This window comes from Actinoplanes sp. NPDC051513, assembly GCF_044454685.1.
In the GTDB taxonomy this organism is placed as follows: domain Bacteria; phylum Actinomycetota; class Actinomycetes; order Mycobacteriales; family Micromonosporaceae; genus Actinoplanes.
On sequence record NZ_JBITDW010000028.1, the window covers coordinates 26,494 to 53,443 of the forward strand.

Annotated in this window: 24 protein-coding genes; 15 read left to right on the forward strand and 9 right to left on the reverse strand. The window is 73.3% G+C overall.

All coding sequences use genetic code 11. From position 1 onward, the window contains the following. Positions 1-45: 45 nt before the first annotated feature. Positions 46-2,907: an ATP-binding protein gene (locus ACIA5D_RS44075; protein ID WP_396036630.1), complete on the reverse strand. Its 2,862-nt coding sequence runs from the start codon at positions 2,905-2,907 to the stop codon at positions 46-48. Between the two features lie 261 nt (positions 2,908-3,168). Here ACIA5D_RS44075 and ACIA5D_RS44080 point away from each other — a divergent pair, with 261 nt between their 5' ends. Genes ACIA5D_RS44080 through ACIA5D_RS44100 form a run of 5 tightly spaced genes read left to right on the forward strand, consistent with a single transcriptional unit; the run spans position 3,169 to position 8,272 of the window. After that, positions 3,169-3,960 carry a 2-amino-3,7-dideoxy-D-threo-hept-6-ulosonate synthase gene (locus ACIA5D_RS44080; protein ID WP_396036631.1) on the forward strand — a complete coding sequence of 264 codons (792 nt, stop codon included), beginning with the start codon at positions 3,169-3,171 and terminating at the stop codon, positions 3,958-3,960. After that, positions 3,957-5,078 carry a 3-dehydroquinate synthase II family protein gene (locus ACIA5D_RS44085; protein ID WP_396036632.1) on the forward strand — a complete coding sequence of 374 codons (1,122 nt, stop codon included), beginning with the start codon at positions 3,957-3,959 and terminating at the stop codon, positions 5,076-5,078. Before ACIA5D_RS44080 ends, ACIA5D_RS44085 begins: the two co-directional genes overlap by 4 nt. Beyond that, a complete protein-coding gene (locus ACIA5D_RS44090) occupies positions 5,075-5,890 on the forward strand; it encodes an amidohydrolase family protein (protein WP_396036633.1) in 816 nt (271 codons plus the stop codon). The genes ACIA5D_RS44085 and ACIA5D_RS44090 overlap by 4 nt, the downstream gene beginning before the upstream one ends. Continuing rightward, on the forward strand, positions 5,824-7,125 hold the full coding sequence (locus ACIA5D_RS44095; protein ID WP_396036634.1) for an AMP-binding protein: 1,302 nt from the start codon (positions 5,824-5,826) through the stop codon (positions 7,123-7,125). Before ACIA5D_RS44090 ends, ACIA5D_RS44095 begins: the two co-directional genes overlap by 67 nt. Before the next feature lie 13 nt (positions 7,126-7,138). Continuing rightward, positions 7,139-8,272, forward strand: a complete 1,134-nt coding sequence (locus ACIA5D_RS44100) for an FAD-dependent monooxygenase (RefSeq protein ID WP_396036635.1) — start codon at positions 7,139-7,141, stop codon at positions 8,270-8,272. On the opposite strand, the gene ACIA5D_RS44105 is transcribed toward ACIA5D_RS44100, so the two are convergent. Both ACIA5D_RS44105 and ACIA5D_RS44110 read right to left on the reverse strand, forming a co-directional pair. Continuing rightward, on the reverse strand, positions 8,248-8,724 hold the full coding sequence (locus tag ACIA5D_RS44105) for a helix-turn-helix transcriptional regulator (protein WP_396036636.1): 477 nt from the start codon (positions 8,722-8,724) through the stop codon (positions 8,248-8,250). The two genes, ACIA5D_RS44100 and ACIA5D_RS44105, sit on opposite strands and share 25 nt — an antisense overlap. A gap of 150 nt (positions 8,725-8,874) precedes the next feature. After that, on the reverse strand, positions 8,875-10,542 hold the full coding sequence (locus tag ACIA5D_RS44110; RefSeq protein ID WP_396036637.1) for a phospholipase D-like domain-containing protein: 1,668 nt from the start codon (positions 10,540-10,542) through the stop codon (positions 8,875-8,877). A gap of 154 nt (positions 10,543-10,696) precedes the next feature. On the opposite strand from ACIA5D_RS44110, the gene ACIA5D_RS44115 reads away from it, so the two are divergent. After that, on the forward strand, positions 10,697-11,152 hold the full coding sequence (locus ACIA5D_RS44115) for a nitroreductase family deazaflavin-dependent oxidoreductase (RefSeq protein ID WP_396036638.1): 456 nt from the start codon (positions 10,697-10,699) through the stop codon (positions 11,150-11,152). Here the strand turns inward: ACIA5D_RS44115 and ACIA5D_RS44120 are convergent. From ACIA5D_RS44120 to ACIA5D_RS44130, 3 genes are read right to left on the reverse strand one after another with little or no spacing between them, the layout of a single operon-like run. Next, complete coding sequence (locus tag ACIA5D_RS44120) at positions 11,149-12,780, reverse strand: hypothetical protein (protein WP_396036639.1); 1,632 nt, start codon at positions 12,778-12,780, stop codon at positions 11,149-11,151. The genes ACIA5D_RS44115 and ACIA5D_RS44120 overlap by 4 nt on opposite strands. Then, entirely contained in the window at positions 12,773-13,615 is an 843-nt protein-coding gene (locus ACIA5D_RS44125) for a hypothetical protein (RefSeq protein ID WP_396036640.1), read from the reverse strand. The genes ACIA5D_RS44120 and ACIA5D_RS44125 overlap by 8 nt, the downstream gene beginning before the upstream one ends. Before the next feature lie 6 nt (positions 13,616-13,621). Beyond that, the gene (locus tag ACIA5D_RS44130; protein ID WP_396036641.1) at positions 13,622-15,898 is read right to left on the reverse strand and encodes a glycosyltransferase; all 2,277 of its coding nucleotides are present in this window, start codon (positions 15,896-15,898) and stop codon (positions 13,622-13,624) included. A 367-nt stretch (positions 15,899-16,265) separates the two neighbouring features. Between ACIA5D_RS44130 and egtA the strand changes: the two genes are divergently transcribed. The 7 genes from egtA to ACIA5D_RS44165 all read left to right on the forward strand — a co-directional run bounded on the left by egtA (position 16,266) and on the right by ACIA5D_RS44165 (position 22,352). Beyond that, on the forward strand, positions 16,266-17,504 hold the full coding sequence (egtA, locus tag ACIA5D_RS44135) for an ergothioneine biosynthesis glutamate--cysteine ligase EgtA (RefSeq protein ID WP_396036642.1): 1,239 nt from the start codon (positions 16,266-16,268) through the stop codon (positions 17,502-17,504). Then, positions 17,501-18,865: an ergothioneine biosynthesis protein EgtB gene (gene egtB, locus ACIA5D_RS44140; RefSeq protein ID WP_396036643.1), complete on the forward strand. Its 1,365-nt coding sequence runs from the start codon at positions 17,501-17,503 to the stop codon at positions 18,863-18,865. Before egtA ends, egtB begins: the two co-directional genes overlap by 4 nt. Further along, a complete protein-coding gene (gene egtC, locus ACIA5D_RS44145; RefSeq protein WP_396036644.1) occupies positions 18,865-19,608 on the forward strand; it encodes an ergothioneine biosynthesis protein EgtC in 744 nt (247 codons plus the stop codon). The genes egtB and egtC overlap by 1 nt, the downstream gene beginning before the upstream one ends. Next, positions 19,605-20,570, forward strand: a complete 966-nt coding sequence (egtD, locus tag ACIA5D_RS44150; protein ID WP_396036645.1) for an L-histidine N(alpha)-methyltransferase — start codon at positions 19,605-19,607, stop codon at positions 20,568-20,570. The genes egtC and egtD overlap by 4 nt, the downstream gene beginning before the upstream one ends. Before the next feature lie 85 nt (positions 20,571-20,655). Then, positions 20,656-21,276, forward strand: a complete 621-nt coding sequence (locus ACIA5D_RS44155; RefSeq protein ID WP_396036646.1) for a sigma-70 family RNA polymerase sigma factor — start codon at positions 20,656-20,658, stop codon at positions 21,274-21,276. Beyond that, entirely contained in the window at positions 21,273-22,013 is a 741-nt protein-coding gene (locus ACIA5D_RS44160; protein ID WP_396036647.1) for an anti-sigma factor domain-containing protein, read from the forward strand. The genes ACIA5D_RS44155 and ACIA5D_RS44160 overlap by 4 nt, the downstream gene beginning before the upstream one ends. Positions 22,014-22,100: 87 nt before the next feature. Continuing rightward, positions 22,101-22,352 carry a type B 50S ribosomal protein L31 gene (locus ACIA5D_RS44165; protein ID WP_396036648.1) on the forward strand — a complete coding sequence of 84 codons (252 nt, stop codon included), beginning with the start codon at positions 22,101-22,103 and terminating at the stop codon, positions 22,350-22,352. Positions 22,353-22,393: 41 nt separating this feature from the next. Here ACIA5D_RS44165 and ACIA5D_RS44170 read toward each other — a convergent pair whose 3' ends face one another. Both ACIA5D_RS44170 and ACIA5D_RS44175 read right to left on the reverse strand, forming a co-directional pair. Continuing rightward, complete coding sequence (locus ACIA5D_RS44170; protein ID WP_396036649.1) at positions 22,394-22,918, reverse strand: MmpS family transport accessory protein; 525 nt, start codon at positions 22,916-22,918, stop codon at positions 22,394-22,396. A 94-nt stretch (positions 22,919-23,012) separates the two neighbouring features. Further along, positions 23,013-24,002, reverse strand: a complete 990-nt coding sequence (locus ACIA5D_RS44175; RefSeq protein WP_396036650.1) for a LacI family DNA-binding transcriptional regulator — start codon at positions 24,000-24,002, stop codon at positions 23,013-23,015. Between the two features lie 440 nt (positions 24,003-24,442). On the opposite strand from ACIA5D_RS44175, the gene ACIA5D_RS44180 reads away from it, so the two are divergent. Both ACIA5D_RS44180 and ACIA5D_RS44185 read left to right on the forward strand, forming a co-directional pair. Continuing rightward, a complete protein-coding gene (locus ACIA5D_RS44180) occupies positions 24,443-24,994 on the forward strand; it encodes an ArsR/SmtB family transcription factor (RefSeq protein ID WP_396036651.1) in 552 nt (183 codons plus the stop codon). Further along, the gene (locus ACIA5D_RS44185) at positions 24,991-26,295 is read left to right on the forward strand and encodes an MFS transporter (protein ID WP_396036652.1); all 1,305 of its coding nucleotides are present in this window, start codon (positions 24,991-24,993) and stop codon (positions 26,293-26,295) included. The genes ACIA5D_RS44180 and ACIA5D_RS44185 overlap by 4 nt, the downstream gene beginning before the upstream one ends. Before the next feature lie 11 nt (positions 26,296-26,306). Here ACIA5D_RS44185 and ACIA5D_RS44190 read toward each other — a convergent pair whose 3' ends face one another. Next, positions 26,307-26,939, reverse strand: coding sequence for a pentapeptide repeat-containing protein (locus tag ACIA5D_RS44190; protein ID WP_396036653.1), 633 nt, complete (start codon positions 26,937-26,939; stop codon positions 26,307-26,309). Positions 26,940-26,950: the final 11 nt, after the last annotated feature.

Below are 26,950 nucleotides of genomic sequence, written 5' to 3' on the forward strand. Positions count from 1 at the left end.
GCTCCGCGACAAGGGGCCGCCGGCGGCATCACGTGTTCGCGGGATTCACCCGCGCTCACGCTCGACGATCCGCGCGATCTCGGAACGCCGTCGCAGGCCGAGCTTGCGGAAGATGTGCCGCAGGTGGGTGTCGACGGTGTGCCGCGACATGAACAGCACGGTGGCCACCTCGCTGTTCGTCTTGCCCTGGGCGACCTCGACGGCCACCTTGCGCTCGGTGTCGGTGAGCTGCGGCAGGCGCGGCTTCACCGGCGCCGGTGAAGCGGGCTCGGCGGCCCACTCGCCGAGCTCCTCCTGGATCCGGTGCCGGGCGGCGTCGGCCCCTCGCGCCGACACGATGGACAGAGCCTCCTCGTACCAGGAGCGCAGGAGGCGATCGTCCACTGTGCCCCGGCCCAGCCGCACGGCGTCCTCCAGGGCCGAGGCCCGCGCCAGCGGACGATCGGCGAGGCCGAACTCGTCCGCGGCGCGCGACAGCCGCTCGAGGTCGTCGTGCAGCAGTCCCTCGGCGTAGTCGGCAGCGCCGGCGGTGGCGTGCACGCCCGGGTTGTCGTCGGCGAGGCGCCGCGCGGTCTCCGCGGCGATCCCGGCATGCCACCGGTTGCCGGTCTCCCGGGCGATCCGCACCAGATCGGCGGCCGCCACCGGGTCGGCGGCGAGCAGGGCGGGGCGCTCCGGCAACGTCGCGCTGAAGTCGCGAAGCAGGACGAACGCGTCCCGCGGCGAGCCGGTCGCGGCCAGCAGCACGGCCTCGGCCCAGAGCACGTCCTCGGGCGGCGCGGTGATCCCGCCGTCGGCCAGCCGCCGCAGCTGAGCCTGGTGGCGGCCGGCGCGGTCCAGGTCGCCGCGCAGCACCGAGATCCGCACCAGCATGCCCAGCAACGGCATGGTCAGGGCATTGGCGGCGTGCTGCTCGGCGACCGCCACCCCGGTCTCGGCCTCCGCCGTGGCCTCCTCGAGAAGGCCCCGGGCGTACAGCATCGTCGTGCGGAAGTAGTGCAGCAGCGGCTCGGCCCACACCGTGCCCGCCCGGTCGGTGTCCCGGAACACCCGCTGGAAGACCCGCTCGGCCTCGCCGAAGGAGTCGAGGACGGTGAGCATGCCACCCAGCCAGATGCCCGGGTGCCGCCGCACGGCTTCCCCGCCGGACACCTCGGCCAGCGCGGTCGCCTCCCGGGTGTGCGCCAGCGCGTCGGCGAGCCGGCCCTCGGTGAAGGCGACCAGGCCGCGGGCGGTCAGGCCGAACACCGCCGCGGCGTGCTCGCCGCTGCGCCGCCCGAGCACGTCGGCCCGTTCGCCCGACTCGTCGGCGGCGGCCAGCTCGCCCAGGTAGTGCAGGGCGTGCGCGCGGACCGCGTACAACCGGGCCTGGATCTCCGGCGGCACGTCGGGCCGGGCGAGCGCCTGGTCGGCGTAGCGCAGCGAGATCTCGTTGAGACCACCGTGCTTGTACGCCTCGGCCAGGCCGTGCAGCAGGCGGGCCGCGATGGTCGGGTCGAGTCCCGCCGCGAGCGCTTCCTCGCCGAGCTTGCGGGCCTCTTCCAGCCGGGCGGCGTTGGCCAGCAGGCCGACCGTCTCGGCGGTCAGCGCGGCCCGGTCCGGCGCGTCCGGCGCGGAGCCGGACAGGGCACGGAGCATGATGTCGGCCGCCGCCGACGGCGCCACCCGGGCCATCTCGGCCGGCATGGAACGGACCAGGCGGGCCGCGTCGGCCGCGCCGTCGCGGCCACCGCGCAGCTGATGGTCGGCGACCTCGAGCGGTGGACGGCCGGCGTCGCGGGTGATCGCGGCCACCTCCCGGTGCAGGTGCTCGCGCATCCCCCGGGGCAGCATGCCGTAGACCGCCTGGCGGACCAGGTCGTGGGCGAAGACCAGCCCGCCGTCCGCGTCCTCGGTCAGGAAGTCGGTCATCGCCTCCTGCACCAGCGGCAACAGGTCGACCGGCTCGCGCCGGGCCAGGCGGGCCGCCCCCTCGACGGTGAACGGGCGGCCGAACACCGACACCGCCCGCAGCAGCTGCCCGGCGGCGTCGCTCAGCGTCTCCAGCAGGTCCCGTACCGAGTCGACGAAGGTGGACGGCAGCTCGTCGCCGACCACCGAGCCCACCCCGCCGGCCACCAGCAGCTGCCCGGTCGCCACCAGCGCCTTGAGCAGCTGCTCGGTTCGCAACGGGTTGCCCGCGCAGGAGGCGGCAAGCGCCACCACCGTGCTGTCCACCCGGGCCCCTACCACCTCGGCGCAGAGCCGGGTGACCGCCTCCTCGTCCAGCGCCGGCACCCGGATCTGCGGGGTGCCGTCGCGCAGCAGCCAGCGGACCAGCTGCTGTCCCGGGCCGTCCCGGTCGTCCGGCGACGGCGGCCGGGCGGCGATCAGCCAGCAGACCGGGGAGGAGGCCAGGGCGGGCACCAGCTCGCGCACGGCCAACGCGCTCAACTCGTCCATCCACTGTGCATCGTCGATGATGACGACCAGCGGTCGCTCGAGCGCCGCCTGCTCCATGGAGGCGCGCAACCGATGCAGGGTGGCGAACGTGTCGGCGCGCTCGGACTGCCGGGTGAGCCAGGCGAACGCCGGGGTCGCGGGCCGGCAGTCGCGCAACGCCACCGCCAGCGTCACCAGCGGGGCCGCCTGGTCGAGGCGGAACGCCTCGCGGGCGGCCACCGCGAGCCCCCGCGCGCCGGCGAGCCCGGCGACGGCGCGCAGCAGCTGCGACTTGCCGATACCGGCGGCGCCGACCAGCACATGCCGGCTACCGGCGCCGTCCATCGTGTCGTCCAGGACGCGGGTCAGCCGTGCGAGCTCCTCCTCGCGGCCGAGCAGGGTCCTGCTCGGGCCGTTCGGTCGCGGCCGTCGCTCGGGACGGCCCCGCCCCTCCGTTCCGGGGTGATCGTGCAATGCGGCCCCCATCGCCGGCGTCGGACGTCAATGGTGTCCCCCGTGGCGGCGCGGTGCGGTAGAGCGCATGTGTATCACACGGCGCCACTGCGCCGCAGGCGCGCACTACCCGTCCGATCACCTCCGTCCGTCACCCGGCCGGGCGATGAGCTGCGTCGTCGTCCTGCCTGGCGGCGCCGGTCACGGCCGGGCTACCCGCATGAGTAGTGGGCCGCGGCGGCGCGCCTCCCTAGCGTCGGAGTCGCTGGGAACTACCCACAAGGAGGTGTTGCGATGTACCCGAACGAGTCCTTCGGGCGACGGCTGCGCATGAGTCACATCGGCCGGCGCGGCGGTTCCGGTCTGCTCATGGTGCCGCTCGACCACGCCGTCGGCGCCGGTCCGCTCCGCCGCGACGGCGACCTGGATGCCCTGGCCGCACAGCTGGCCGAGCACGGCGCCGACGCGGTGGTGCTGCACAAGGGCGCGGTCCGCCGGATCCGCCCGTCCCGGTTCCGCGATCTGTCCCTGGTGGTCCAGCTCAACGCGAGCACCCGGATGGCCGCCGACCCGGACGCGAAGTACCCGGTGGCCACTGTCGAGGAGGCGCTGCGGCTCGGCGCGCACGCGGTCAGCGTGCACGTCAACGCCGCCTCGTTCACCGAGGGCGCGCAGATCGCCCACCTGGCCGCGGTGTCCGAGGCGTGCGAACGCTGGAGCGTCCCGCTGCTCGCGATGATGTACGTCCGTGGTCCCTCGGTCCGCGACGACCGGGACCCCGGCCTGGTCGCGCACGCCGTCGCGATCGCCGCCGAGCTGGGCGCCGACCTGGTCAAGACCGCGCTGCCGGAGGACGCCGAGGCGACCGCCCGGATCATCGCCGGCGCCTCGGTGCCGGTACTCGCGGCCGGGGGCGAGCCCGGCGCCGGGCCGGAGGAGGTGCTCGGCCGGATGGCAGCCGCGATGCGGGCCGGCGCGGCCGGTGTGGCCGTGGGACGCCTCGTGTTCACGGCCGACGACCCGGGCGCGATGGTGCGCAGGCTTGCGGCCGTCGTGCACGACCGGGCCGCGGTGACCGTCCGATGAGCGCCGCGACGACCGGCCGGCAGTGCTGGCTGGACCTGCGGCAGGCGGGCCCGTGGCGGCGCGCGGTCAGCGAGGAGGCGGTGCACCTGCGGTTCGATGCGCTGGTCGCGGACGACCCGGCCGACCTCGCCGACCTGCCGCCCACCGTGACCCGGGTGCTCAGCGTCGCCGGAGACACCCTTCCGGACGACCTGAGCGGCGCCGACCTGGTGCTGGTGGACCCGCGGCGGCACGGCGACCCGGCGGCGCTCGCCGGGAGCCGGCCGGGGGTGCGGTTCGGCAGCCGGGTGGACGTCACCGACGCCGAGAGCCTGGAGCTGGCGTGCGAGCGCGTCCGCCGCGACGACTACACGGTGATCCGGTTCCACGACCCCACCCACATCCCGCTGGAGATCGTGCTCGCCGCCGCGGACGGCGCGCCGGGTCGCGTGGTGACCGAGGTGGACGGTGTCCAGGAGGCTTCGGTGCACGTCTCGGTGCTGGAGCGCGGGCCGGACGGGGTGCTGCTGCGGCCGGGCGGGCCGGGCGACGCCACCAAGCTCACCGAGGTGCTGCGCCGCCACTCCCCCGACCTGAGCCTGGTCACGCTCACCGTGACCGGGGTGCGGCACGTCGGCTCCGGGGAGCGGGCCTGCGTCGACACCTGCTCGCACCTGGGCCCGGACGAGGGGATCCTGGTGGGCTCCCGGTCCCGTGGGCTGATGCTCTGTGTCAGCGAGACGCATCCGTTGCCGTACATGCCGATGCGGCCGTTCCGGGTCAACGCCGGGGCGATCATGTCGTACACGCTGGGCAGCGCCGAGCGCACCCGGTACCTGTGCGAGCTGAAGGCCGGGTCGACCGTGCTCGCCGTGCGCGCGGACGGCCGGACCCGGCCGGTCACCGTCGGCCGGGTGAAGATCGAGACGCGTCCGCTGCTCGCGGTGGACGCCGTGGCGCCGTCCGGCGAGGAGCTCAACCTCATCCTCCAGGACGACTGGCACGTGCGGGTGCTCGGGCCGGGCGGCGTCGTGCTCAACTCGACCGAGCTGAAGCCGGGCGACGAGGTGCTCGGCTACCTGCCCGGCCGCGAACGGCATGTCGGCTATCCCATCGACGAGCTCTGCCACGAGCTGTGACGGTCTTCGACTTCCACGCCCGCCTCGGCGGCGGTCCCGGCGCCGCCGAGGCCCTGCTGCGGATCATGGACGATCGCGGCATCGACCGGGCGGCGGTGTCCTGCGGAGGGCTGCTCGAGCCGGTCCGGCTGTCCCGGCAGATCGCCGAGGGCGGCCGCGCCGAGGTGCGGGCCGACAACGACCGGCTCGCCGCGTGGTGCGCCGGCTCCGGTGGCCGGCTGGTGCCGTTCTACTTCGCCGACCCGGTACGCGACGTCGCCGCGTACCGGGCGGCGGCCGGGGAGTTCCGCGGGCTGGAGATCTCCCCGGCGGTGCACGGGTTCCGGCTGGACGACCCGGCCGTGGCCGAGCTGGTCGCGATCGGCGCCGCGGCCGGGCACCCGGTGTACGTGGCCTGCCTGGCACGGCCGGGCGCGCGCACGGCGGATCTCGTGCGGCTGGCCCGCGCCGTGCCGGAGGCCACCTTCGTCTGGGGGCACTGCGGCCACACCGGACTCGACCTCGTGGGGCTCGGGCAGATCGCCGGCGAGCCCCGGATCCTCGCCGAGACCTCGGGGTGCCTGACGGCGACGGCCCGGCGGGCGGTCGCCCTGCTCGGGCCGCAGCGGGTGCTGTTCGGCACCGAGTACCCCCTTCAGGAGCCGGGCGTCGAGCTGCTCAAGGCCCGCTCGCTCGGCCTCTCCGACGCCGATCTGCACGCCATGTTCTGGGGCAACGCCTGCCGAGTGCTGAACGAGGAGACGACATGGACACCATCACCGCGCCGAGAAGGCTGCCGCGCATCGGCGACTGGGCGGACTTCGCCGGGCTGACCCGGGTGCAGGACGAGGCGCTGCCGGGCGCCCTGGCGGCCGCGGCCACCTCGCCCTTCTACCGGACCCGCCGCGACGGCGTCCCGGCCACCCGGGCCGAGCTGTCGCGCTACCCCCTCACGACCAAGGCCGACCTGCGCGACGCGTACCCCTTCGGGCTGCTCGCCGTCGACCGGTCCGAGCTGGCCACATATCACGAGTCGAGCGGCAGCAGCGGGACGCCGACGGCCTCGTACTACAGCCGGGACGACTGGGCCGATCTGATCGACCGGTACTGCCGGGTCCGCGTCGGCATCCAGCCCTCCGACACGTTCATGGTCCGCACGCCGTACGCCCTGATGCTCACCGGGCACGTGGCGCACGCGGCCGCCCTCTCCCGTGGCGCGACCGTCGTGCCGGCCGACAACCGGTCGCTGGCCACGCCGTACGCGAAGGTGGTCCGCCTCCTGCACGACCTGGACGTCACGCTCACCTGGTCGCTGCCGACCGACACCCTGCTCTGGGCGGCCGCCGCCCGCCTCGCCGGGCTGCGCCCCGACCGCGATTTCCCCGCGCTGCGGGCGCTGCTGGTCGCCGGCGAGCCGCTGAGCCCGGCCCGGCGCGAACGGATCTCGCGGATCTGGGGAGTGCCGGTCGTGGAGGAGTACGGCGCGAGCGAGACCGGCGGGCTGGCGGGCGAGTGTCCGCACGGCCGCCTGCACCTGTGGGCCGATCGCGCGATCTTCGAGGTGTACGACCCGGCAGCCGGCCGGACCAGCGCCGAGGGCGCCGGCGAGCTCGTGGTCACTCCGCTGTTCCGGACTGCGATGCCGCTGCTGCGCTACCACATCGGCGACCTCGTCGAGGTGTCCAACCGGGACTGCCCGTGCGGCTGGGCGTTGCCGACCGTCCGGGTCCTCGGGCGGTTCGGCACCGATGACGGGCTCACCCAGGCCGGTCTGGAGGAGGTCGTGTTCCGGTTGCCCGCGGAGTTCGGCGTGCTGTTCTGGCGAGCCCGCACCACCTCGTACGGGGTGCGGATCCAGATCGAGGTGGCGGCGCCGCACCAGGAGTCGGCGGTCCGCCGGCTCGCGGCCGGGGTCGAGGAGGCGTTCGGCGTGCGGGCCCGGGTCGAGGCGCTGCCGCCCGGCTCGCTGGTGCCGGAGCAGTTGCTCACCGCGATGACCGACGTCCTCAAGCCCCGCGGCCTGTTCGCCGGGGACGAGGACTGGGACCGCGCGCTGCGCTACTACTGAGGGAACGGAGCTCATGACGTACCGGAGAATTGCCGTTGTCGGCGCGGGGATCGGCGGTCTGACCGCGGCCGTCGGGCTCGCGCGCCGCGGCGCCCGCTGCGTGGTCTTCGAACGGCATCGCGGGATCCCGGAGGACGGCACGGGCATCCAGATCTCGCCCAACGCCGCCGCCGGGCTGTACGGGCTGGGTCTCGAGGCCGCCTTCGCCACCGCCGTCCGCCCGGCCGGCCGGGAGATCCGCCGGTGGCGCGACGACACGGTCCTGGGCCGCACCGACCTGACCCGGCACGAGGTCCCCTACTTCACGATGCGACGGGCCGCCCTGGTCCGGGCCCTGCTCGACGCCGTCCGCCGGGAGCAGGGGCCGGACGCGGTCCGGTTCGGCCGCCGCTGCATCGGGGTGCGGGACGAGGGGGATCACGTGCTCGTGGGCTTCGAGGACGGCACGGTGACCACCGCCGACCTGGTGATCGGCGCCGATGGGCTGCGCTCGGCGGTGGGCGGCGCCTTCCGCCCGGATCCGCCGCGGTACAGCGGGCACGTCGCCTGCCGGGCGGTGCTGCCGATGGAGGCGGCGCGCGGACTGGCCGAGCCGGACCGGGTGGTGGTGTGGCTCGGCCCCGACCGGCATTGCGTCGCGTATCCGATCGACGGCGGCCGGTATCTCAATCTGGTGGTGACCACGCCCGCCGATCAGCCCACCGCGGCGAGCACTGTGGTCAGCGCCGCCTCGCTCCTCGGCGAGTACCGGGGATGGCACCCCGCGGTCCGCGGCCTGATCGGCCTGGCCCGGCAGCTGGGCCGGTGGCCGTTGTACGACCGCGCGCCCGCGCCGGCGCCGTGGCGCGGCCGGGTGGCGCTCATCGGCGACGCCGCGCACCCCATGCTGCCGTTCCTCGCCCAGGGGGCGGCCCAGGCGATCGAGGACGCGGTGGCGCTCGCCGGCTGCCTGCACCGCCCGGACGGTCCGGGGCGGTTCGCGGCGGAGAGGCTTCCCCGGGTACGGCGCGTGGCCGAGGCCTCGCACGCCGGCCTGCGCGCCTACCACCTGCCCGACGGTACCGAGCAGCGGCGCCGCGACCGGGCGATGACGGCCGCCCGGCCGGAGGCCCTCGACTGGCTCTACGGCAGCCCCGTCCGGGTCTGAGGCCGGCTCTGCGGCGGCCGTCCCGGCCGGGGCTGAGACCGCGCCTCGTCGCGTAGCAGGGCGGCGAGCTCGACCCGGGAGGCGAGGCCGAGCTTCCGGAAGATCTGACGCAGGTGGTAGTTCACGGTGTGCGGCGACCGGCCGACGCGGGTGGCGATCTGCCGGTTCGTCAGAGCCTGCCCGGCCAGCTCGGCGATCTCCCGCTCGCGGTCGGTGAGCAGTCCCCAGTCGACCGGGCTGCTCCGGGCCCGGGCCCGGCGCGTCCCCCGGGCGCCCCCGTTCAGCAGGGCGTCGAGCAGGCGCCGCGCCTCGGCCGGCGGGAGCGAGGCGAGGCGGAGCCGGTCCGCGCCGGGCGCGGTCGTGGTCACCAGGACAAGCACGGCCTGCTGGTCCGGAGGGATCTGGTCGGGCGACGCCGGTGGGCGCCGCGTCTCGGTGGTCGGCTGCTCCATCGTTCCTCCTCGTGGGTCGAGTCCGATGGTGGGGCCGTCCACGAGCGGAGATCGCCCAGAAGTAGGTCATTGCGCGAATCCGCCGCCGCCGGGGGTGTCGGCGATCGGACGCGCGAAAAAGGCCGACCGCGCGGTCGGCCTTTCGAAGAGCTAGTCGCCGACCCAGAAGTCGATCTCGCGGAGGGCCGGGCTGCCCTCCTTCAGGTACCACTTCTGCCAGCTGTCCCGGTCGACCAAACCCTTCCACCGCTTCGCCGCGGGCTGGATCTGCCGCCGGAACCGCCACCGGTACTGGTTGTAGACGCTCATGATGTTCGTCGCGTACGCCCCGGACACCCCGGGCGCGTCCCGGATCACCAGCAGGTTCTCGTCGTTCGTGCCGCTCGCCTTCGGCCCGAGGTTGTGCGAGCCGGTGATCACGGCCGGCCGGTCGCCGAACGGGTCGACGACGATCACCTTGCTGTGCACCATCGCGAACGCCCGGTCGAGCTTCTTCAGCTCGGCCCGGAAGAACTCGGTCGCCTCGTCGATAGCCGCCGGCAGCACCACGTCGTAGTCGGCGAACTCCCGGTTGCGCTGGTCGAACAGGCCGACCGGATTGGGCTTGGTGCTCGGGTCCTGGTTGAGGACGCCGCGGAAGTACAGCCGTTTGCCGTCGCGCTGCGAGCGCGCCAGGTCGAGGATCGCGTTGAGCAGCGACTCGCGCGGGCCGGGGTTGAACATCAGGAACAGCACGGCCTGCTTCGCCCCGGCGACGATCTTGCGGGCGTCGACGAGGTCGGCGTGCTCGACGGTGGGGGTGAACCAGAGGCGTAGGCCGGCCTTGCCCACCTGCTGGTCGCGCGGCGTCGTGTTGGCCTGCTTCAGCGACGCCGGCGAGGCGGCGCCCGCCTCGCGCAACAGGTCCCACTGGGCGCGGTACTCCGCGGCCAGGCGCGGGTCGTCGATCAGCACCGAGTTGTTCGCCTGCGTGCACAGCCCGGTCATCGTCCAGTTCTGACTGCCGGTCCACACCCAGCGCGGCGTGCCGTCGTCGTCGCCGATCACCAGGAACTTGTTGTGGCCCAGCGCACGCGGCGCGCTCATCCGGTCGTGCACGTCGACGTGGCCGGCCACGAGCGCGGCCCGCGCCTCGGCGTTCTGGTCCTGGCCCTTCTTCTCGACGCTGCCGTTCGCGAGGACCACGTGGGCGCGCTCGCCGATCTTCAGCAGCGCCTCGGTCAGCTGTGGGTCGTCCAGCTCGTACAGCGCCCCGTACACGTCACGCTCTTGCGCGGCGGCCTCGGCGAGCAAGGCGAACAGCCGGTCGCCCAGGGGTCCCGCGAGATAGTCGCGGAGCTTGTCGCCGGGCGTGGCGATCATCCGGTCGAGGTACTCGTTCTGCAGGTCGTGGCCGGTGACGCCGAGCCGCCGCGACACCCACTGCGACGCCACGATGCCCCGGTTGAACAGCACCTCGACGCCCGGGGAGACCGCGTGCGACAGCACGATCGGCTCGGTCCAGTCGCTCGCGTTCGCCGGGTCGGGACGCAGATTGTCCTTGCCGGGGCCGACCATCGGGAGCACGCGGTACGCGAGCTCGTCGCCCGGCTCGGCCATGTAGTCGGTCCACTGGTACTTCTGGATCGGCCAGTTCGTCGAGGCGCGGCGCTCGCCGTCGGCGGCCTGCTCGCCTTCGAACCCGACCCAGGTGCTGACCACCTCTTCGACGCCGTTGCGGCGCCGCAGCAGGCCGAACCCGCGGCAGTCGGTGATGAGCCCGTCCGGCTTCCAGGCGATGAAGACGTCATCGCCGTTGTGATAGACCCTGACCTTCATGGTCGCCCCCCAGCAGACTTCTTCATCGTCGCACCCCAGGGCCATCGCGATCGCGTCCGCATTCCGACACGGTCGGCCGCCTGGCCAGCTCCCGGCGCCGGTTGGCTTGACGGACACATTCATCCTGAGGACATTCCGGGCCGGGGAGGTATCCATGCCGGACAAGCGACCACCGCGCGTGCCGGCGCGCTGGATCGTCCGCACCGCCTGGGTGGTGCATCGTGGCCTGTACCGCGTCACCGCCGGCCGGGTCGGGCTGTGGCGCCCGAAGGGAACCCGATGGGGCGCGCTGCGCCTCACCACGGTCGGCCGGCGCAGCGGCAAGCGGCGCAGCGTGATCCTCGCGTACTTCGAGGACGGCCCGAACCTCGTGCTGCTGTCGATGAACGGCTGGGGCGAGGGCGAGCCGGCCTGGTCGCGCAACCTGCGTGCCGCGCCGGAGGCGACCGCCGAGGTGGCGGGCCGCCCGCACCAGGTGCGGGCCCGCCTGGCCGAGGGCGACGAGCACTCCCGGCTGTGGGATCGCTGGCGCCACTTCGACAAGGAGCTCGACGGGTACGCCGGCTTGCGCACCACGCCGACGACGGTCTTCGTCCTCGAGCCCCGTTAGCCCTTGCGCAGCCTGCGCTTGAGGGCGCGGGCGAACTGGCGGGGGTGACGGACCTTCGCGACCTTGCGGGTGACCTCGTGCAGGCGCATGACCGGCGAGTTGCGCAGCGTGCGCAGGTCGTCGCGGGTCGTGCGGATCTGCTGTTCGCGGGTGCGCAGGCTCTGGTCGCGAAAGCGCATCGTGCGCTCGAGGCCGAAGACCTTGCCGGCCAGCTCGACGGCCCGCACCCGGTCGGTCTCGGCGTCGGCGAGCACGGTGCGCAGGTCGGGCTCGTCGGCCGGGGGCTCGGCGAGCCGGTCGGCGATCTCGCGGCCGCGCTTCAGGACGACGGCCGACGAGTCGACGCCGGACATGCCCAGCCACGTGGACACCAGATCGTCGCTCTCGACCGTCCACGGCGGCCACGGGTGGCGGCGGTGGGCGCGGATCAGCCGGTCGCGCAGGCGGTGGTAGGCCGCGGCCAGCAGCTCGGCCGTTCCGTCGCCGCCGGAGCCGCGAAGTCCGCGTACGCCCCGGGTGAAGCCGTCGCCGTCGGGAAAGAGGTCGTCGAGAAGGATCAGCCCCTCGGCCGCGCCGGCCCAGGCGCCGAGCCGGGCGGCGTAGGCGCGGAAGCCGGGCACGTCCTCGGCCGCGGCCAGCCGGAACAGCAGCGTCTCCACCGACTCGGTGTCGGGCAGGCGGGTGGCCGTCGGAATCGCGGCGCCGCGCAGGCTCAGCGTCCACTCGGCCTCGTCGAGGTCGGCCAGCAGCACGCCGTCGCCCGACGGCGCGTAGGCCGCGTGGGTCGCTCCCCCGTCGCCCAGCACCGCGAGCCATCCGGGCGCGACGGCCCCGAGCAGCCCCGCCCGGGCGGCGGCCTCGGCGCCGTCGTCGACCGAGGCGAGCAGCGGCGTGTGCGCGGCCGCGGCGGCCAGCCCCGCGACGGCCAGGCGGGCCCCGGGCCGGCCCGGCCGGGCCGAGGCCGCGACGGAGGCGTCGAGCAGGGTGTGGATCGTGCCGGCCTCGTCGAAGGCCGCGTAGAGCCGGGTGAGCCGGTCGCCGAAAGAAGAGGAGAGCTGCGCCGGCGACGTGGGCCGCTCGGGATCGTCGTGCAGGGGCCGCCACTCGTCGTCGCCGTGCCGGGCGTCGAGCGGACGCCGGTCGTAGAGCCCGGTCAGCGCGAACTCGTTCTCGACCGCGACCACGGCCAGCGCCTCGGCCGATGCGAGACGGCGCAGCTCGCCGAGCCGCTGCGGCCAGTTGAGCGCCGGCGAGTCGGCGCCGAGCACCCGGTCGAGCCCGTCGGCGGCGACGACCACGTCGAAGGGCGGGACGCCGGCGAGCCCGTCGAGCGCGCCGGTGATCACGGTGACCGACGTGGACGGGATCGCCGCCCGCAGCTCCTGGGCGTCGCTGACCGAGCGGACGATCACGGTGAGCGCCGCCGCGCGCGAGGCGACCAGCGAGATCAGCTCGGTGGTGTGCGGGCCGGCGATCAATGCCCGGCCGACGGCCGCGGGCAGAAGGTCGTCGAGCAGGGCCAGCAGCGCCGGGCCGCCGGCCGGGGCGCGGTGGCCGGTGTAGTCCGTCCACGGCTGGATCTCGCCGCGGACGATCTCGACGGCGGGGGTCTGGACGCTGTCAGTCACGCTGGTTCCAATCGAAGAGCATCCGCAACTCGGCCGGCGGCATCACCCAGGCGCGGCCGAGCTCGTCGTCGGTGATGGCCCGGGCGGTGGCCAGGTCGATGTCCTTGCCGAGCAGGTCGCCCCAGAGCCGGGCGATGCGGGTCTGGCCGCCGAAGAGCGGGTTGTCGCCCTCGAGCTCCATCGCGTCGCCGTACACGGCCGGCGTGCAGCCCGCCGCCACGCCGTAGAAGATCGCCGTGGCGAGCCGGTTGGAGGCCACCCGCTTGAACCCGCGGAACGCCTTGAGCTGTTTGTACAGGAACTGCCGGTCGGTGCCCTCGTAGTTCCAGCCGCGCTTGCCGAAGCAGATCACGTCGAAGCCCGCGTCCTCGTAGACGCGCCGCACCTCGGGCCGCTCGTACTCGGTGTAGTACAGGCTGATCGTGACCGGCTCGGACTCGGTCTCCTTGATCTCGTCGATCAGCCGCTGGTGGTCACCGTGGATCTTGGCGCCCATGCCGGGCGCGTCCCACCCGTGGAAGAGGAACCACAGCGTGCCCTTGCGCTCGGCGTCGGGCACCCGGCCGAGATCGGGTTCCAGGTCCATCAGGTACAGCATCGGCGCGCCGGTCACGGCGTAGTTGCGCCGGCCGAGGGAGTGGCCGCGCCGGCGGGGCGCGTCACTCCAGACGAAGCGCCAGGCGCCGTCGAAGAACTCGTGTACGGGATTCCAGCCGCACCCGACATTCCAGCCGTGCTGGAGATAGCCCGGGATCCGGGGCGGGAACTCGTCGTCCAGCCCGCAGTACCGGGCCAGGATGTGCTGCTGGCCGTAGTAGAAGTTGTGGTGATGCATGGCCGATCAGTCCGTTTCCAGGTGCAGGATGCCGGAGCGCGGTCGCAGCGTGAACGGCCCTGCCCGCAGCGGCAGGCGCGCCAGCAGGAAGGTGTCGGTCCGGACAGCGTACGGGGTGGCGTCGCCCGGGTCGGCGAACAGCGTCCAGTTGGGCGCGTCGTCGTCGCTGGTCAGGGCGCCGGCGTCAACCGTGGCCGACCAGCGTTCGTCGTCGAGGGCGATCTCGCAGGGCGCGTCCACGGCGTCGTCCGAGTTCGGCAGGAACCGCCGCCAGGTGATCCGGTCGTAGCAGACGCCGGGCCAGCGTGGCCCCGAGACGGTCAGGCGCAGGGTGTCGTCCGACCGCTCGATCCGGTCGGCGGTGACCCGCGCCGGGCCCTCGATGAGGTTGAGGTACTGCCCGGGCGAGCGGGACACGGTGATCACCCGGCCGCCGCGCAGCGCCGTGATGCCCTCGCGCAGGCCGGTGATCAGCAGCAGCGTCCGGTCGTCGCCGTCGTGGATGCGCGGCACCAGCACCGTACGGTCGAGGAACGGGTCGTCCGGGTTGACCGAGTCGATCAGGTCGTCGAGCGCGACCCGGGCGGTGAAGTCATCCATCGGAACAGCGCGCTGCCCGGGCTCGACGGCGCCGCGCTCGCGGCGCAGCGGGACGGTGATGTCGCCGGCCGAGCGGGTCAGCCGCAGCTCCGGCCTGTTCAGCCGGGACGGGATGCGGCCGGTCAGCACCAGATCGTCACCGTCGGCGCCGGCCGCGGTGAGCTCGGCCGATCCGGAGCGCAGCTGGATGGTCAGCCGGCCGTCGGGGGTGCGCACGGGCTGGACCCAGGTGCCGCCGACCCAGTCGCCGAGCGGGTACTGGAGACCGCCGCCCGGGGTGAGCGCGTCGCGGCGGCGCACCCAGTGGGAGCGGATGTCGACCGCGATCCAGGCGGAGCTCGCCCAGCCGGGCAGTCCGGCGATCATGCTGCGCGGGATGCGGGTCTCGAAGGCCAGCGGCTCCTCCGGCCCCGGCGGGTCGGTGATCGTGACCGGCAGGCGCTGCTGGCGGCGGCCGCAGACCAGCGCGAGGCGCAGCATGGTGTCGGTGGTGTCGACCGGCAGGTGGGCGATCTCGGCGGTGCCCTGGATGACGATCGCGTCGGCGGTCCAGTCGAGCGCGGTCACCGCGGTGCGCACCGCGAGCTCGGCGCGGGGCAGCCGGTAGTACGAGGGCGGCAGCCGCGAGTCGCGCAGGCCCGGGTACTGGCTCTCGTAGCGCCACGGCGCCGTGGGGTGGCGCACCGCCTCGACCCGGCGATGGTTCTCGGCGCGGAACCGGGCCAGCCGGCGCAGCAGGCCGGTGTCGCCGGCCTCGAGCGCCTCGTACTCCAGCCGCTGGAACGTCGCGGCCTCGGCGAGGACGTCGGGCAACAGCCGGGAGCTGAGCCGGCGGCCGAGCGCGACCAGCGGGTCGAGATCGTCGTCGTCCGCGGTCGCGAACGCCTGCACGATGGTGGCCAGGTCCATCTCGGCGAAATGCCGGTGCACCAGGCCGCGCAGCTCGTGCGCCCGCTGGTCGAGCAGGTCGAGCACCATCTCGGCCGACTTCACCCGATCGGCGAGGTTGCCGTACTGGAACTTGAGCTGGGTGATCGACTCGCCGGACTCGCGCTCACGCCAGTAGTAGACCGGGGCCGCGAGGCAGTCGACCGTGATCGCCTCGAGGTGACCGCGGAGGGTCACCGGATAATCCTCGTACCGAATGGCGGGGAATTCGAATTTGTATTGATCCCAGAAGGTGCGCCGGTACACCTTGTTCCACACCATGCGGTCGGTGGCGAGGGACGGGTGATCGAAGACGTGGGTCGCGGGCTTGTTCGCCGCGAACGGAATGCGATGCACATATGACTGGCGCACGCCGTAGGTGTTGTTGAAACGGCGGGCGTTGCCCGCCGCCAGCGACGAGGAGGTGTCGTCGAGGGAGCGGACCATCAATTCGTACGCGTGGCGCGGCACCAGATCATCGCTGTCCACGAACGTGAGGTAATCGCCCTGGGCGTGCTGGACGCCGGTGTTGCGGGCCGGGCCCAGGCCCTGATTTTCCTGCGTGACGACGCGGAACCGCCCGTCGCGCGCGCTGAACTCGCGCGCGGCCTCCGCACTGGCATCCTTCGAACCGTCGTCGACGAGGATCGCCTCGAAGTCGCCGAACGTCTGCCGCGCGAGGGAATCGAGGCAGTCGGCGATGTAGCGCTCGACGTTGTAGAACGGGACGACGATGCTGAGTCTCGGGGTCACCACTGTCTCTGACTGAATCCGGTCGAGTGGGTACAAATCGCGCGACGCAGCATGACACCAGATCCTAGCGGCAACGGGGACCTGCCGAGGGTGCCCGAAAAGAGCAGCAATGACCGCCCCCTAACGGGGGAACTCTCTGCGACCTCCCGGTGTCGGCGAGATGAACCGCCGATGAGCCCGCCACCGAGCGTGATCCCGGCCCGCGGGCCGGTTCGCCGCGTGACGCAGCTCACTATCGGGACGAATCCGCAGGAAGGGGCGTGGAGCAGTCCTCCTCGGACGTTCCGGTTCCCCGGAGTTTGTCGCACCCCCATCGTAATGTCCGTCGAGGTAACCGGAACCCTACGGTTCGTGACGAGGGAGCCGTCCGATGACGACGCTCGACCATGACGCGGCCGCGGCCACCAGCCGCCGCCTGCGTAATCAGGAGGAAGTGGAGGCGCGCATACGCGCCATCTGCTTCAAGACCGGCCCGCCGGCGCTCATCGGCGCCGAGCTCGAATGGACCGTGCACCACACCGCGGCGCCCCGCGCGCCACTCGACCGCGAGACTCTGCGGCAAGCCCTCGGCCGGCACACGCCGGCCACCCTCCTGTCCGGCAACTCACCGGGCGTCCTGCCCGCCGGCGGCTCTCTCACCGTCGAGCCCGGCGGCCAGCTCGAGATCTCCTCGGCGCCGGCCCGCTCGACCGCCGCCCTGCATGCGGCCGTCACCGCCGATCTCGCCCACCTCACCACCCTGCTCGACGACGCGGGCCTGCGCCTGGGCGAGCACGGCATCGACCCCCACCGGGCGCCACGCCGCCTGCTCGACACCCCGCGCTACGCGGCGATGGAGCGGTTCTTCGACGCCCGCGGCCGGCACGGGCGGATCATGATGAACAGCACCGCGGGCCTGCAGGTCTGCCTCGACGCCGGGACGGACGCCGAGCTGCCGACCCGATGGCGTGCCGTGCTCGCGCTCGGCCCGCCGCTGCTCGCCCTGTTCGCCAACTCCGCGCGCCACGCCGGGCGCGACACCGGGCTGGCCTCGGCCCGCATGGCGGCCTGGTGGGGCATGGACCCGCGGCTGACCCACCCGCCGGTGGGCCCGCCCGGCGACCCGGCGGCCGGCTGGGTCCGGTACGCCCTCGCCGCTCCCCTGATCTGCGTGCGCCGCGACCACGGCTGCTGGGACCCGCCGCCCGGCGTGACCCTGGCCGACTGGGTGGCCGGGGCGCTGCCCGACCCGCTGACCGTGAGCGACGTCGACTACCACCTGTCCACGCTGTTCCCGCCGGTACGGCCGCGGGGCTACCTCGAGGTGCGCTACCTCGACAGCCAGCCGGGCGAGGAATGGATCGCGCCGGTCGCGGTGCTCACCGCGCTGCTCGGCGACCGCGCGTCCACCGAGGCCGCGCTCGAGCTGGCGCTTCCGGTCGCGGGGCGCTGGCACACGGCGTACACGAGCGGCCTCGCCGACCCGGCGCTGCGCCGCGCCGCCTCGGCCCTCGCCGAGCTGGCCTTCGACCGGCTCGACGCCGGCCTGCCCGCCTCCGTCCGCACCCACGTCATCGACACCGTCGACCGGCGCCTGCGCGCCGCCGTCGCCGCCAAGGAGGCGTCATGACCGAGCTTTTCCCCGCTGACCCGGCCGCTCCGGCCGGCCCCACTGCCCCGCTCGACCCGGCCGCCGCAGCCGGGACCGATCGCCTGCGCGACCTGGTCGCCGCCGAGCTCGGCCGCGCCCGCGACCGCACCACCGTGCTGACCGAGGCCGTCGACGAGGGCGACCTGATCCGGCAGCACTCGCCGCTGATGTCTCCCCTGGTGTGGGACCTCGCCCACGTCGGCAACCAGGAGGAGCTCTGGCTGGTCCGCGACGTCGGCGGCCGCGAGCCGGTGCGCCGCGACATCGACGAGCTGTACGACGCGTTCAAGCACCCGCGCCGCGACCGCCCCCAGCTGCCGCTGCTCACCCCGGCCGAGGCCCGCAGATACGTCGCGACCGTGCGCGACAAGGCCCTCGACGTGCTCTCCGGCAGCCGGCTGGACGGCACCCGCCTGGTCGACCAGGGCTTCGCGTTCGGCATGATCGTGCAGCACGAACAACAGCACGACGAGACCATGCTCGCCACCCACCAGCTGCGCGGCGGCCCGGCGGTGCTCGACGCCCCGCCCCCGCCCGCCCCGGCCGGCCCGGTTCAGGGTGAGGTGCTGGTCCCGGGCGGGCCCTTCACGATGGGAACCAGCACCGAGGCCTGGGCCCTCGACAACGAGCGCCCGGCGCACCAGGTCGTCGTGCCGGCCTTCCACATCGACCGCGCCCCGGTCACCAACGCGGAATACGCGGCGTTCATCGACGACGGCGGCTACGACGACCCGCGCTGGTGGAGTCCGGCCGGGTGGGATCACCGCCAGTCGGCCGGGCTGGCCGCGCCGCTGCACTGGGCCCGCGACGGCGACGGCTGGTCGTACACCCGGTTCGGCCGCACCCAGCGGATCGTTCCCGACGAGCCGGTGGTGCACGTGTGCTTCTACGAGGCCGAGGCCTACGCCGCCTGGGCGGGAAAGAGGCTGCCCACCGAGGCCGAGTGGGAGAAGGCGGCCCGGTTCGACCCGTCGACCGGGCGGTCGAGGCGCTTCCCGTGGGGCGACGAGACGCCGACGGCGGAACACGCGAACCTGGGACAACGTCACTTGCGTCCCGCCTCCGTCGGGGCGTACCCGATGGGTGTCTCGCCCTTGGGTGTCCACCAGCTCATCGGTGACGTGTGGGAATGGGTGTCGACCGACTTCACGGGCTATCCGGGGTTCGTGGCGTTTCCCTATCGGGAGTACTCCGAGGTGTTCTTCGGCACGGAGTACAAGGTGCTGCGCGGCGGATCGTTCGGAACCGACAGATCGGCCTGCCGGGGGACGTTCCGGAATTGGGACTATCCGATCCGGCGGCAGATCTTCAGCGGGTTCCGCTGCGCACGGGACGCCTGATGTGCCGGCACCTGGCCTATCTCGGCCCGCCGGTTCCGCTGAGCGAGCTGCTTCTCGATCCGCCGCATTCGCTGGTTCATCAGTCCTGGGCGCCACGCGACATGCGGGGTGGCGGGACGATCAACGCGGACGGCTTCGGCGTCGGGTGGCACACGCCGGCCGGTGTCGTGCGGTACCGGCGGCACACCCCGATCTGGAGCGACACGACGCTGCCGGGGCTCGCGGCCTCGGTGGCGTCGGCCGCGGTGCTCGCGGCGGTGCGCAGCGCGACCGCCGGCATGCCGGTGACCGAGGCCGCGGCCGCGCCGTTCGGGGACGGGCCCTGGCTGTTCAGCCACAACGGGGTCGTCGCCGGGTGGCCCGACGCGGTGACCAAGCTCGCCGGAACACTGCCGCCGGCCGATTTGTTGACGCTGGACGCGCCGACCGATGCGGCGCTGCTCTGGGTCCTGGTCCGCGATCGGCTGCGGTCCGGCGCGCCGCCCGCTCAGGCGGTCGCCGAGGTCGTGGCCGACGTCCGGCGGGCCGCGCCCGGATCCCGGCTCAACCTGCTGCTCACCGACGGCGAGTCGCTGGTGGCGACCGCCGTCGGTCATTCCCTGTCCGTTCTCGACCTGCCGGAAGCGGTCGTCGTGGCCTCGGAGCCGCTCGACGACCGTCCCGCCTGGCGGCCCGTCCCCGACCGGACGCTGCTCGCCGCCACCGCCACCGACCTGACTCTCACTCCTTTGGGAGAAGCATGAACGAGCTCGAGGTTCATCTCGACGCCGACGATCTCGCCCGCGCCCTCAAGGCCGATGTGACCGCCGGCCTGACCGACGACCCGAAGTGGCTGCCGCCCAAGTGGTTCTACGACGCCCGGGGCAGTGAGCTGTTCGAGCTCATCACCGAACTGCCCGAGTACTACCCGACCCGCGCCGAGCGCCAGATCCTCACCGACCGGGCGCCCGATATCGCCCGGCACACCCGGGCCACGGCGCTGCTCGAGCTGGGCTCGGGCTATTCGACCAAGACCCGGCTGCTGCTCGACGCGCTCACCGCTTCGGGCACCCTGTCGTCGTACGTGCCGATGGATGTCTCGCCCTCGGCGCTGTCGGCGGCCGGGTCGCGGATCAGCGCGGACTATCCCGGACTGCGCGTGCACAACATCGTCGGCGACCTCACCCGCCACCTCAAGCACCTGCCCGCCGAGGGCAACCGGCTGGTCGCGTTCCTCGGCGGCACGATCGGCAACCTGATCCCCGCCGAGCGCGCCGCGTTCTTCACCGACGTGCGCTCGGTGCTCGAGCCGGGCGAGCACCTGCTGCTCGGCACCGACCTGGTCAAGAGCCCGAGCGTGGTGGTGCCCGCCTACGACGACGCGCAGGGCGTGACCGCCGAGTTCAACCGCAACGTGTTGCGGGTGCTCAACGGCAGCCTCGGCGCCGATTTCGACCTGGACGGCTTCGCCCACGTCGCTCTGTGGAATCCCGCCCAGGAGTGGATCGAGATGCGCCTGCGCGCCCGCTGGCCGATGCGGGTGACCATCCCGGGCGTGGGCCTGCAGGTCGACTTCGCGGCCGGCGAGGAGGTCCGCACCGAGGTGTCCGCGAAGTTCCGCCGCGAGGGCGTCGAGGGCGAGCTGGGCGAGGCCGGCTTCGCGCTCGACCACTGGTGGACCGACCGCGACGGGCTGTTCGCGGTGTCGCTGGCCCGGGCGATCTGATTTTCTTCAGATCCGACCCATCCGTTCGCCCTTCGCCGACGAATGTCGGTCGCGAGACTCAGTTCACGGCGAAGGGCGGACACCCATGGCGGAGCGCGGCACCAGCCGCCGGCCCGACCACCTGTCGGCGGTGCCCGACCCCGGTTCCGGGCCCGCCTCGGAGCCCGGCGATCTTCTACGCGCCGTGGCCCGTGGCGACGAGAAGGCGTTCGCCCGCCTCTACGACCTGGTCGCCCCGCGTGTCTACGGCCTGATCCGGCGGGTGCTACGCGATCCGGCGCAGTCCGAGGAGGTGGCCCAGGAGGTGCTGGTCGAGGTGTGGCGCACGGCCGCCCGCTTCGACCCGGCCCGCGGCTCGGCGACGTCGTGGATCTGCACGATCGCGCACCGCCGGGCCGTCGACCGGGTGCGCTCCGAGCAGTCCGCGGCCGAGCGCCTGGCCTTTGTCGGCCGCGCCCAGGTCGACATCCCCTACGACAGCGTCGCCGACGAGGTCTCCGGCCGCCTCGAGCGCCAGCAGGTCCGCCGCTGCCTCAGCGACCTCACCGAGCTGCAACGCCAGGCCGTGACCCTCGCCTACTACCAGGGTCATACCTATCCGCAGGTGGCCGAGCTTCTGGGAGCGCCGCTGCCGACGGTCAAGACCCGCATGCGCGACGGCCTCATCCGCCTGCGCGACTGCCTCGGAGCGGGGGCGATGGCATGAACACCGCTGAGATCCACAGCCTGATCGGCCCGTACGTCCTGGATGCGGTCGACGACCTGGAGCGCGCCGCCTTCGATCGCCACCTGCGCGAGTGCGACGCCTGCCGCGCCGAGGTCGACGAGCTCAACGAGACGTCGGCTCGCCTGGCCGACGGCGCCTGGTCGGTTCCCCCGCCCGCGCTGCGCGACAACGTCCTCTCCGCGATCACCTCGGTCCGCCAGATCGCGCCCGTCTCCCCGGCGCCGGTACACATCACCGCGCCGCGCCGCCGCCTCCGGATGATCACCGCCGCGGCCGCCGTCGTGGTCGCGGTCGCCGGCGCGGCGACCGTAGCGTCCGTGATTCAAAACGATCGCGTACGCCGTGAGCACGATCGCGCCGAGGCGGCTCAGGCGGCCGAGGCCCGGGTTCGCGCCCTGCTCGCCGCTCCGGATCTCGTCGTACGCGAGGAGCCCGTGGCCGGCGGCGGCCGGGTGACGGTCGCGACGTCCAAGCTGCACGACGCCGGCGTCATCATGCTGGCCGCCGACGCCGCCCCCGCGGACGGCAAGGTCTACCAGCTCTGGACGATCCGCTCCCAGCAGCCGGTGAACGAGGGCGCCCTGGCGCCCGGCCAGACCACTTCGGTCCAAGTCGTCAACGGCATGTCCGAGGCCTCCGACGTGGGCGTTTCCGTCGAGCCACCCGGCGGATCGAAGACGCCGACCACTCCCCTGGCGGCCGATGTGAAGCTCTGATCCGGTGTCTCGCACGACACATACCCGGCCGAAATACCGGGGTGGGCAGGTCCGTTACATGGATGCATCTCCCTGGAGGGCTGAGACATGAAGAACGGAATCCACCCCGACTACCACCCCGTCGTGTACCGCGACCGGAACGCCGACTACGCGTTCCTCACCCGCTCGACGGAGAAGAGCGAGAAGACCGTCGAGTGGACGGACGGGAAGACGTACCCGGTGGTGGACGTGCAGATCTCGGCCGCGAGCCACCCGTTCTGGACCGGCCGCAGCCGCGTGCTCGACACCGCGGGCCGGATCGAGAAGTTCCGCGCCAAGTACGCGAAGTTCGCGAAGTAGTCAGCTTCTTGAGACGGCCGCCCTCGGGCGGCCGTCTTTCGTCATGCGGAACACTGCGGCGCGGCGTAGCGGCCCGTCTGCGTGACGGTGGTCAGCACCTTCTCGCCGTACGTGATGGAGCAGGTCACCGCCCCGGCGCCGCCCTTCTTGCGCTGCGCGATCAGCACCAGCGGCGGCTTCTCGCCGGTCACCGTGAACGTCGTGCGCCACGGCAACGGCACGCCGCCCCGCCTGATGATGTCGCCGTCCGGATCGGTGTATTCGATGCTGCCGACATCGCCGGCGCCGCCGCTCGACACCTCGTAGACGACCGTCGTGGTCACGATCTGGGCGGGGGCGGCCCCGATCGCCTCGCGCCGGGCCTCCGGCCCGTCGGCCGCCCGGTCCGGCGCCGGCCTCGACATCAGCCCGGCCCCGATCCCCGCCACCACCACGACGGCGATCGCCGCGATCAGCCACCATCCCCACCGCGGCCGCTGCCGGCCCGGTAGCGGCTGCTGCAAGCCCGGCGCGGGATCATCGGGCACCGGAGACGGCTCGGGCCAGCCTTGATCGAACTTCGTCACAGCCTTCACGGTAGGCGTCACCCGCCACCGACTTTCCCACGCGGCGTACCTCGAGCCGGGCCGGCCCGTGCGTTTCGGACACCCTCGGGAGCCGCTAAGCCGAGCCGCGGATCACCAGCTCGGTCTCGAGGACGGCCGGGGCGGGGCGGTCGCCCGCGAGCAGGCGCTGTGCCTGGGCCACCGCCAGCTCGCCCATGCGGCGCTTGTTCAGGTAGACAGTGGTCAGCGGCGGGTCGATCAACTCGCCCACGGTCAGGCCGTCGAAGCCGGCCAGGGCCACATCGCCCGGGATGTGCACGCCCCGGCGGCGGGCCTCGCGATGCGCGCCGAGGGCGACCAGGTCGTTGAAGGCGAAGATCGCCGTCAGATCGGGCCGCTCCCGGCGCAACCGGACGAAGCCCGCCTCCCCGCCGGCCATCGACTGCTCGACGGGGACGATCGCGCCCGGCGGCACCTCCAGGCCCAGCTCGGCCGCCCCGGCCAGGAACGCCACCCGCCGCCCCGCGTCGGCGGCGGCCGGACAGTCGATCATGCCGATCCGCCGGTGACCGCGCTCGGCCAGGTGGCGCACGAGCGCCCGTACGCCGATCCCCGAGTCGATGTCGACGGCCCCGAACGCCGGGTCTTGCGGGCTGCGGCTCATCACGACCAGCGGCACGCCCTCGACCGCGTCGGCGATCACGTCCTCGGGCTGGAAGAGGTAGCAGATCATGGCGTCCACCTGCCCGGCCAGCGCCCGCAGCAGCTCCGGCTCCCGCGCCGGATCGTCCTGGCTCGTGCTGATCAGCACCTGCCAGCCGGCCTGCTCGGCCGCGTCGATCACCCCGGCGATCAGCTCCGGGAAGAACGGGTTGACCACGTCCGGAACGATCAGCCCCAGCGTGACCGCCCCCGGCCGCACCAGCCCGCGCGCGAACCGCGACGGCCGGTACCGCAGCTGCCGCGCGGCGTCGAGCACCCGCCGGCGGGTCTCCGGGTCGATCTCGCCCTTGTCGTTGATCGCCCGCGACACGGTCTGGTGCGAGACGCCCGCAAGCCGCGCCACGTCCCGCAGCGTGGGCCGCTTGTCCTGTCTGTCTTCCACGATCACCGCATCGTAATGGGTTGACCATCCAGGGCCGCCTCGCGACAATGCCGTTAACGGTCACGTGACCGTTAACGGCTCGCCCGTGAGGAGACGTCATGGACTTCGGAGCGTGGATCTTCGCCGTGGAAGCGGCCCGCCGCAGCAGCCAGTCGGCCTTGCCCGACGCCCCTCACCGGCCCCCACGCCCCCGCCGACGCCGCTTCTGGCCCCGCCGCCCCACCCAAGATCTCGATGATCTGCCGCGCACCACGCGCAGCAACCCATCAACCTCCAGCAGCGCGCCACCGCCCAGCCCCACCCGGGCGCGATCTCGATGATCTGCCGCGCGCCGCGCGCAGGAACTCATCAACGTTCCGCGGCGCATTGCCGCCCAGCCCGTCCTCCGCGAGATCGCCGATGGGCTTGAGAAGAAGTCTTTGCATAGATATCTTCTCATCATGCGAGTTCTCACCGATGTCGATGCGCTCAAGGCGCTCGCCCACCCGCTGCGGCAGCATTTGCTCACCCGGCTCCAGCGGCGCGGGCCGGCCACCTCGGCCGACCTGGCCGCCGAGTTCGCCGTCGACCGCGGCGCGACCAGCTATCACCTACGGCAGCTGGAGCGGTTCGGCTTCATCGAGGAGGACACCGCCCGCTCGAAGGGGCGGCGGCGCTACTGGCGGGCCATCCCGCAGGACATCCGGCTGCCGCGCTCCTCCGACGATCCCGAGGTCGCGGCGGCGGCCGACGAGGTGGGCCGGCAATGGTTCGAGCAGTCGGGCCGCGAGCTGCGCACCTACCTCCTCGACCGTGACTCCTACGGCGAGTTCACCGACGCCGCCCAGCACTCCTACGGCAGCACCAGCCTGACCGCCGGGGAACTGGCCCAGTTCGGCGAGGAGTACATCGCCCTGCTCTCCCGATGGCACCGCGAGCCCGGACACGCCACCCCCGGCGCCCGGCACATCGCCGTCATCTTCCACGCGTTCCCGACGGCGGACGCGCGGTGACCAGCAGCCCCGGACGCGCCGTGACCAGCAGCGCCGGACGCGCCAAGACCAGCCGCGCCGCGATCCCCAGCGCCGAGACGACCACCCCGCTGCGGCGGAACCGGGATTTCGCCGCGCTCTGGAGCGGACAGGTCGTCTCGGCGCTGGGCGCGCAGATCGGCGGCACCGCGATGCCGCTGCTCGTGCTCGCGACCCGCGGCTCCCCGGCCGACGCGGGCCTGGTCGCCGCGGCCGGCACGCTGCCGTACCTGGTCGCCAACCTGCCCGCCGGCCCGCTCGTCGACCGCTGGAACCGGCGTTCGATCCTGCTGGTCAGCGAGCTCGTGGCGGCCGCCGCGGTGGCGAGCGTGCCGGTCGTCCTGTGGCGGGGAACGCCCACGGTCGCGTTCCTGGCCGCGGTCGCCTTCGTCCAGGGCCTGTGCGCGGTCTTCTTCGGGCTCGCCGAGCGGGCGGCTCTCCCGCTGATCGTCCCGGCCGTGCACCTGCCCGCCGCGATGGCCCGGAACGAGGCCCGTGCCCGCGGCGCCGGCCTGATCGGGCCGCCGTTGGGCGGGCTGCTCTTCGCCGCCGGCCGGGCGGTGCCGTTCCTGGTGGACGCCGTCTCCTACCTGCTCTCCGCGCTGGCCCTGCTGCTCGTCCGCAAAGATCTGCGCGGGAGCGACGAAACCCCCACCGAGCCGTTGTGGCGAGCGGCCGTCGAAGGCTTGCGCTGGGTCTGGCGACAACCACTGATCCGTACGGCGATCGCCCTGCTCGCCGTCAGCAACCTGGTCTTCCAGGCCCTCGTCCTGATCCTCATCGTGCTGGCCCACGATCGCGGCGCCACCGAGGTCGGCCTGATGCTCGGCGTCTACAGCGCGGGCGGCCTGGCCGGCGCCCTCGCCGCGACACGGCTGCACCGCCACCTCACCGCGCCCCGCGTCATCGTCGGCGTCAACAGGGTGTGGGCGGCGCTGCTTCCTCTTTTCACGGTGGCCGCCACCCCGCTGCAGCTCGGCCTGGTCGGCGCCGCCTGCGCCTTCGTCGGCCCACTGTGGAACGTCGTGCTGATGACGTACGCCGCCGTCCTGGTGCCGAACGAGCTCCTCGGCCGGGTGATGAGCGCCGCGATGACCGTCACCTGGGGCGTCATGCCGCTGGCTTCGCTGCTCGCCGGCTATCTGCTGACCACGCTCACCGCGAAGGGCGCCATCGGGGTGCTGGCCGCCGTGATGCTCGCGACCGCTGTCGCCGCCACCGCGAGTCCCGCCGTGCGAAACGCACCGCCCCTACCGAGCGACCCGGCACGGCAGAAGACCTGAGGCGAGACGGCTCAGCGATCCTTGTCGGAAACCGTGATGCCGAGCGCGCCGGCGAGGGCGTACGAGAGCGCCAGCAGGTCGTCGGGATGCACGATCGCGCCCGCCCAGCTGGTCAGGCCGCCGATCCCTTGCAGCTCGCAGCTGCGGAACCGCGCCCCTTCCATGGTCGCGTTGTGGAACTGCGCCCGGGACAGATCGCACCGCGTGAAGCTGGCCCCGCGCAAGTCGGCGTGAGTGAAGTCGGCGCCCGCCAGGTTGCAATCGGTGAAGGTCACCACGTCGAACCGGGCGAACCGCCAGTTCGTCAGATCCACCTTGCAGTCGGCGAAGGTGACGTCGCTGAGCAGCCCGTCGTTCCAGGCCAGCCCCGTCATCCGCGACCCGGTCACCCCGACCCGCTCGAGCACGCCCCGCTCACCGCGCAAATTCGAGAAGTCCGCGACATCAGCCACACAATCGATGAATCGAACCTGAGCCAAATGCGAACCGGCGAGCGAAGCCTTCTCGAAACGGCACTGCAGAAACTCCACCGCCCCCGCCACCGTGCCCGAGAGATCGGCGTCGCGGTAAAGCGCCGACGTCACGGTCTGCTCGTACTCGAGATCCAGCTGAACCCCGGAGGCCGGCTGGATCTCGATGGGCACGGAAGGCGGGC

Coding starts and splice junctions, on each gene's coding strand:
- ACIA5D_RS44075 (WP_396036630.1), bottom strand. CDS start 2,907: ATGGGGGCCGCATTGCACGATCACCCCGGAACGGAGGGGCGGGGCCGT.
- ACIA5D_RS44080 (WP_396036631.1), top strand. CDS start 3,169: ATGTACCCGAACGAGTCCTTCGGGCGACGGCTGCGCATGAGTCACATC.
- ACIA5D_RS44085 (WP_396036632.1), top strand. CDS start 3,957: ATGAGCGCCGCGACGACCGGCCGGCAGTGCTGGCTGGACCTGCGGCAG.
- ACIA5D_RS44095 (WP_396036634.1), top strand. CDS start 5,824: ATGGACACCATCACCGCGCCGAGAAGGCTGCCGCGCATCGGCGACTGG.
- ACIA5D_RS44100 (WP_396036635.1), top strand. CDS start 7,139: ATGACGTACCGGAGAATTGCCGTTGTCGGCGCGGGGATCGGCGGTCTG.
- ACIA5D_RS44105 (WP_396036636.1), bottom strand. CDS start 8,724: ATGGAGCAGCCGACCACCGAGACGCGGCGCCCACCGGCGTCGCCCGAC.
- ACIA5D_RS44110 (WP_396036637.1), bottom strand. CDS start 10,542: ATGAAGGTCAGGGTCTATCACAACGGCGATGACGTCTTCATCGCCTGG.
- ACIA5D_RS44115 (WP_396036638.1), top strand. CDS start 10,697: ATGCCGGACAAGCGACCACCGCGCGTGCCGGCGCGCTGGATCGTCCGC.
- ACIA5D_RS44125 (WP_396036640.1), bottom strand. CDS start 13,615: ATGCATCACCACAACTTCTACTACGGCCAGCAGCACATCCTGGCCCGG.
- egtA (WP_396036642.1), top strand. CDS start 16,266: ATGACGACGCTCGACCATGACGCGGCCGCGGCCACCAGCCGCCGCCTG.
- egtB (WP_396036643.1), top strand. CDS start 17,501: ATGACCGAGCTTTTCCCCGCTGACCCGGCCGCTCCGGCCGGCCCCACT.
- egtC (WP_396036644.1), top strand. CDS start 18,865: ATGTGCCGGCACCTGGCCTATCTCGGCCCGCCGGTTCCGCTGAGCGAG.
- egtD (WP_396036645.1), top strand. CDS start 19,605: ATGAACGAGCTCGAGGTTCATCTCGACGCCGACGATCTCGCCCGCGCC.
- ACIA5D_RS44155 (WP_396036646.1), top strand. CDS start 20,656: ATGGCGGAGCGCGGCACCAGCCGCCGGCCCGACCACCTGTCGGCGGTG.
- ACIA5D_RS44160 (WP_396036647.1), top strand. CDS start 21,273: ATGAACACCGCTGAGATCCACAGCCTGATCGGCCCGTACGTCCTGGAT.
- ACIA5D_RS44165 (WP_396036648.1), top strand. CDS start 22,101: ATGAAGAACGGAATCCACCCCGACTACCACCCCGTCGTGTACCGCGAC.
- ACIA5D_RS44180 (WP_396036651.1), top strand. CDS start 24,443: ATGCGAGTTCTCACCGATGTCGATGCGCTCAAGGCGCTCGCCCACCCG.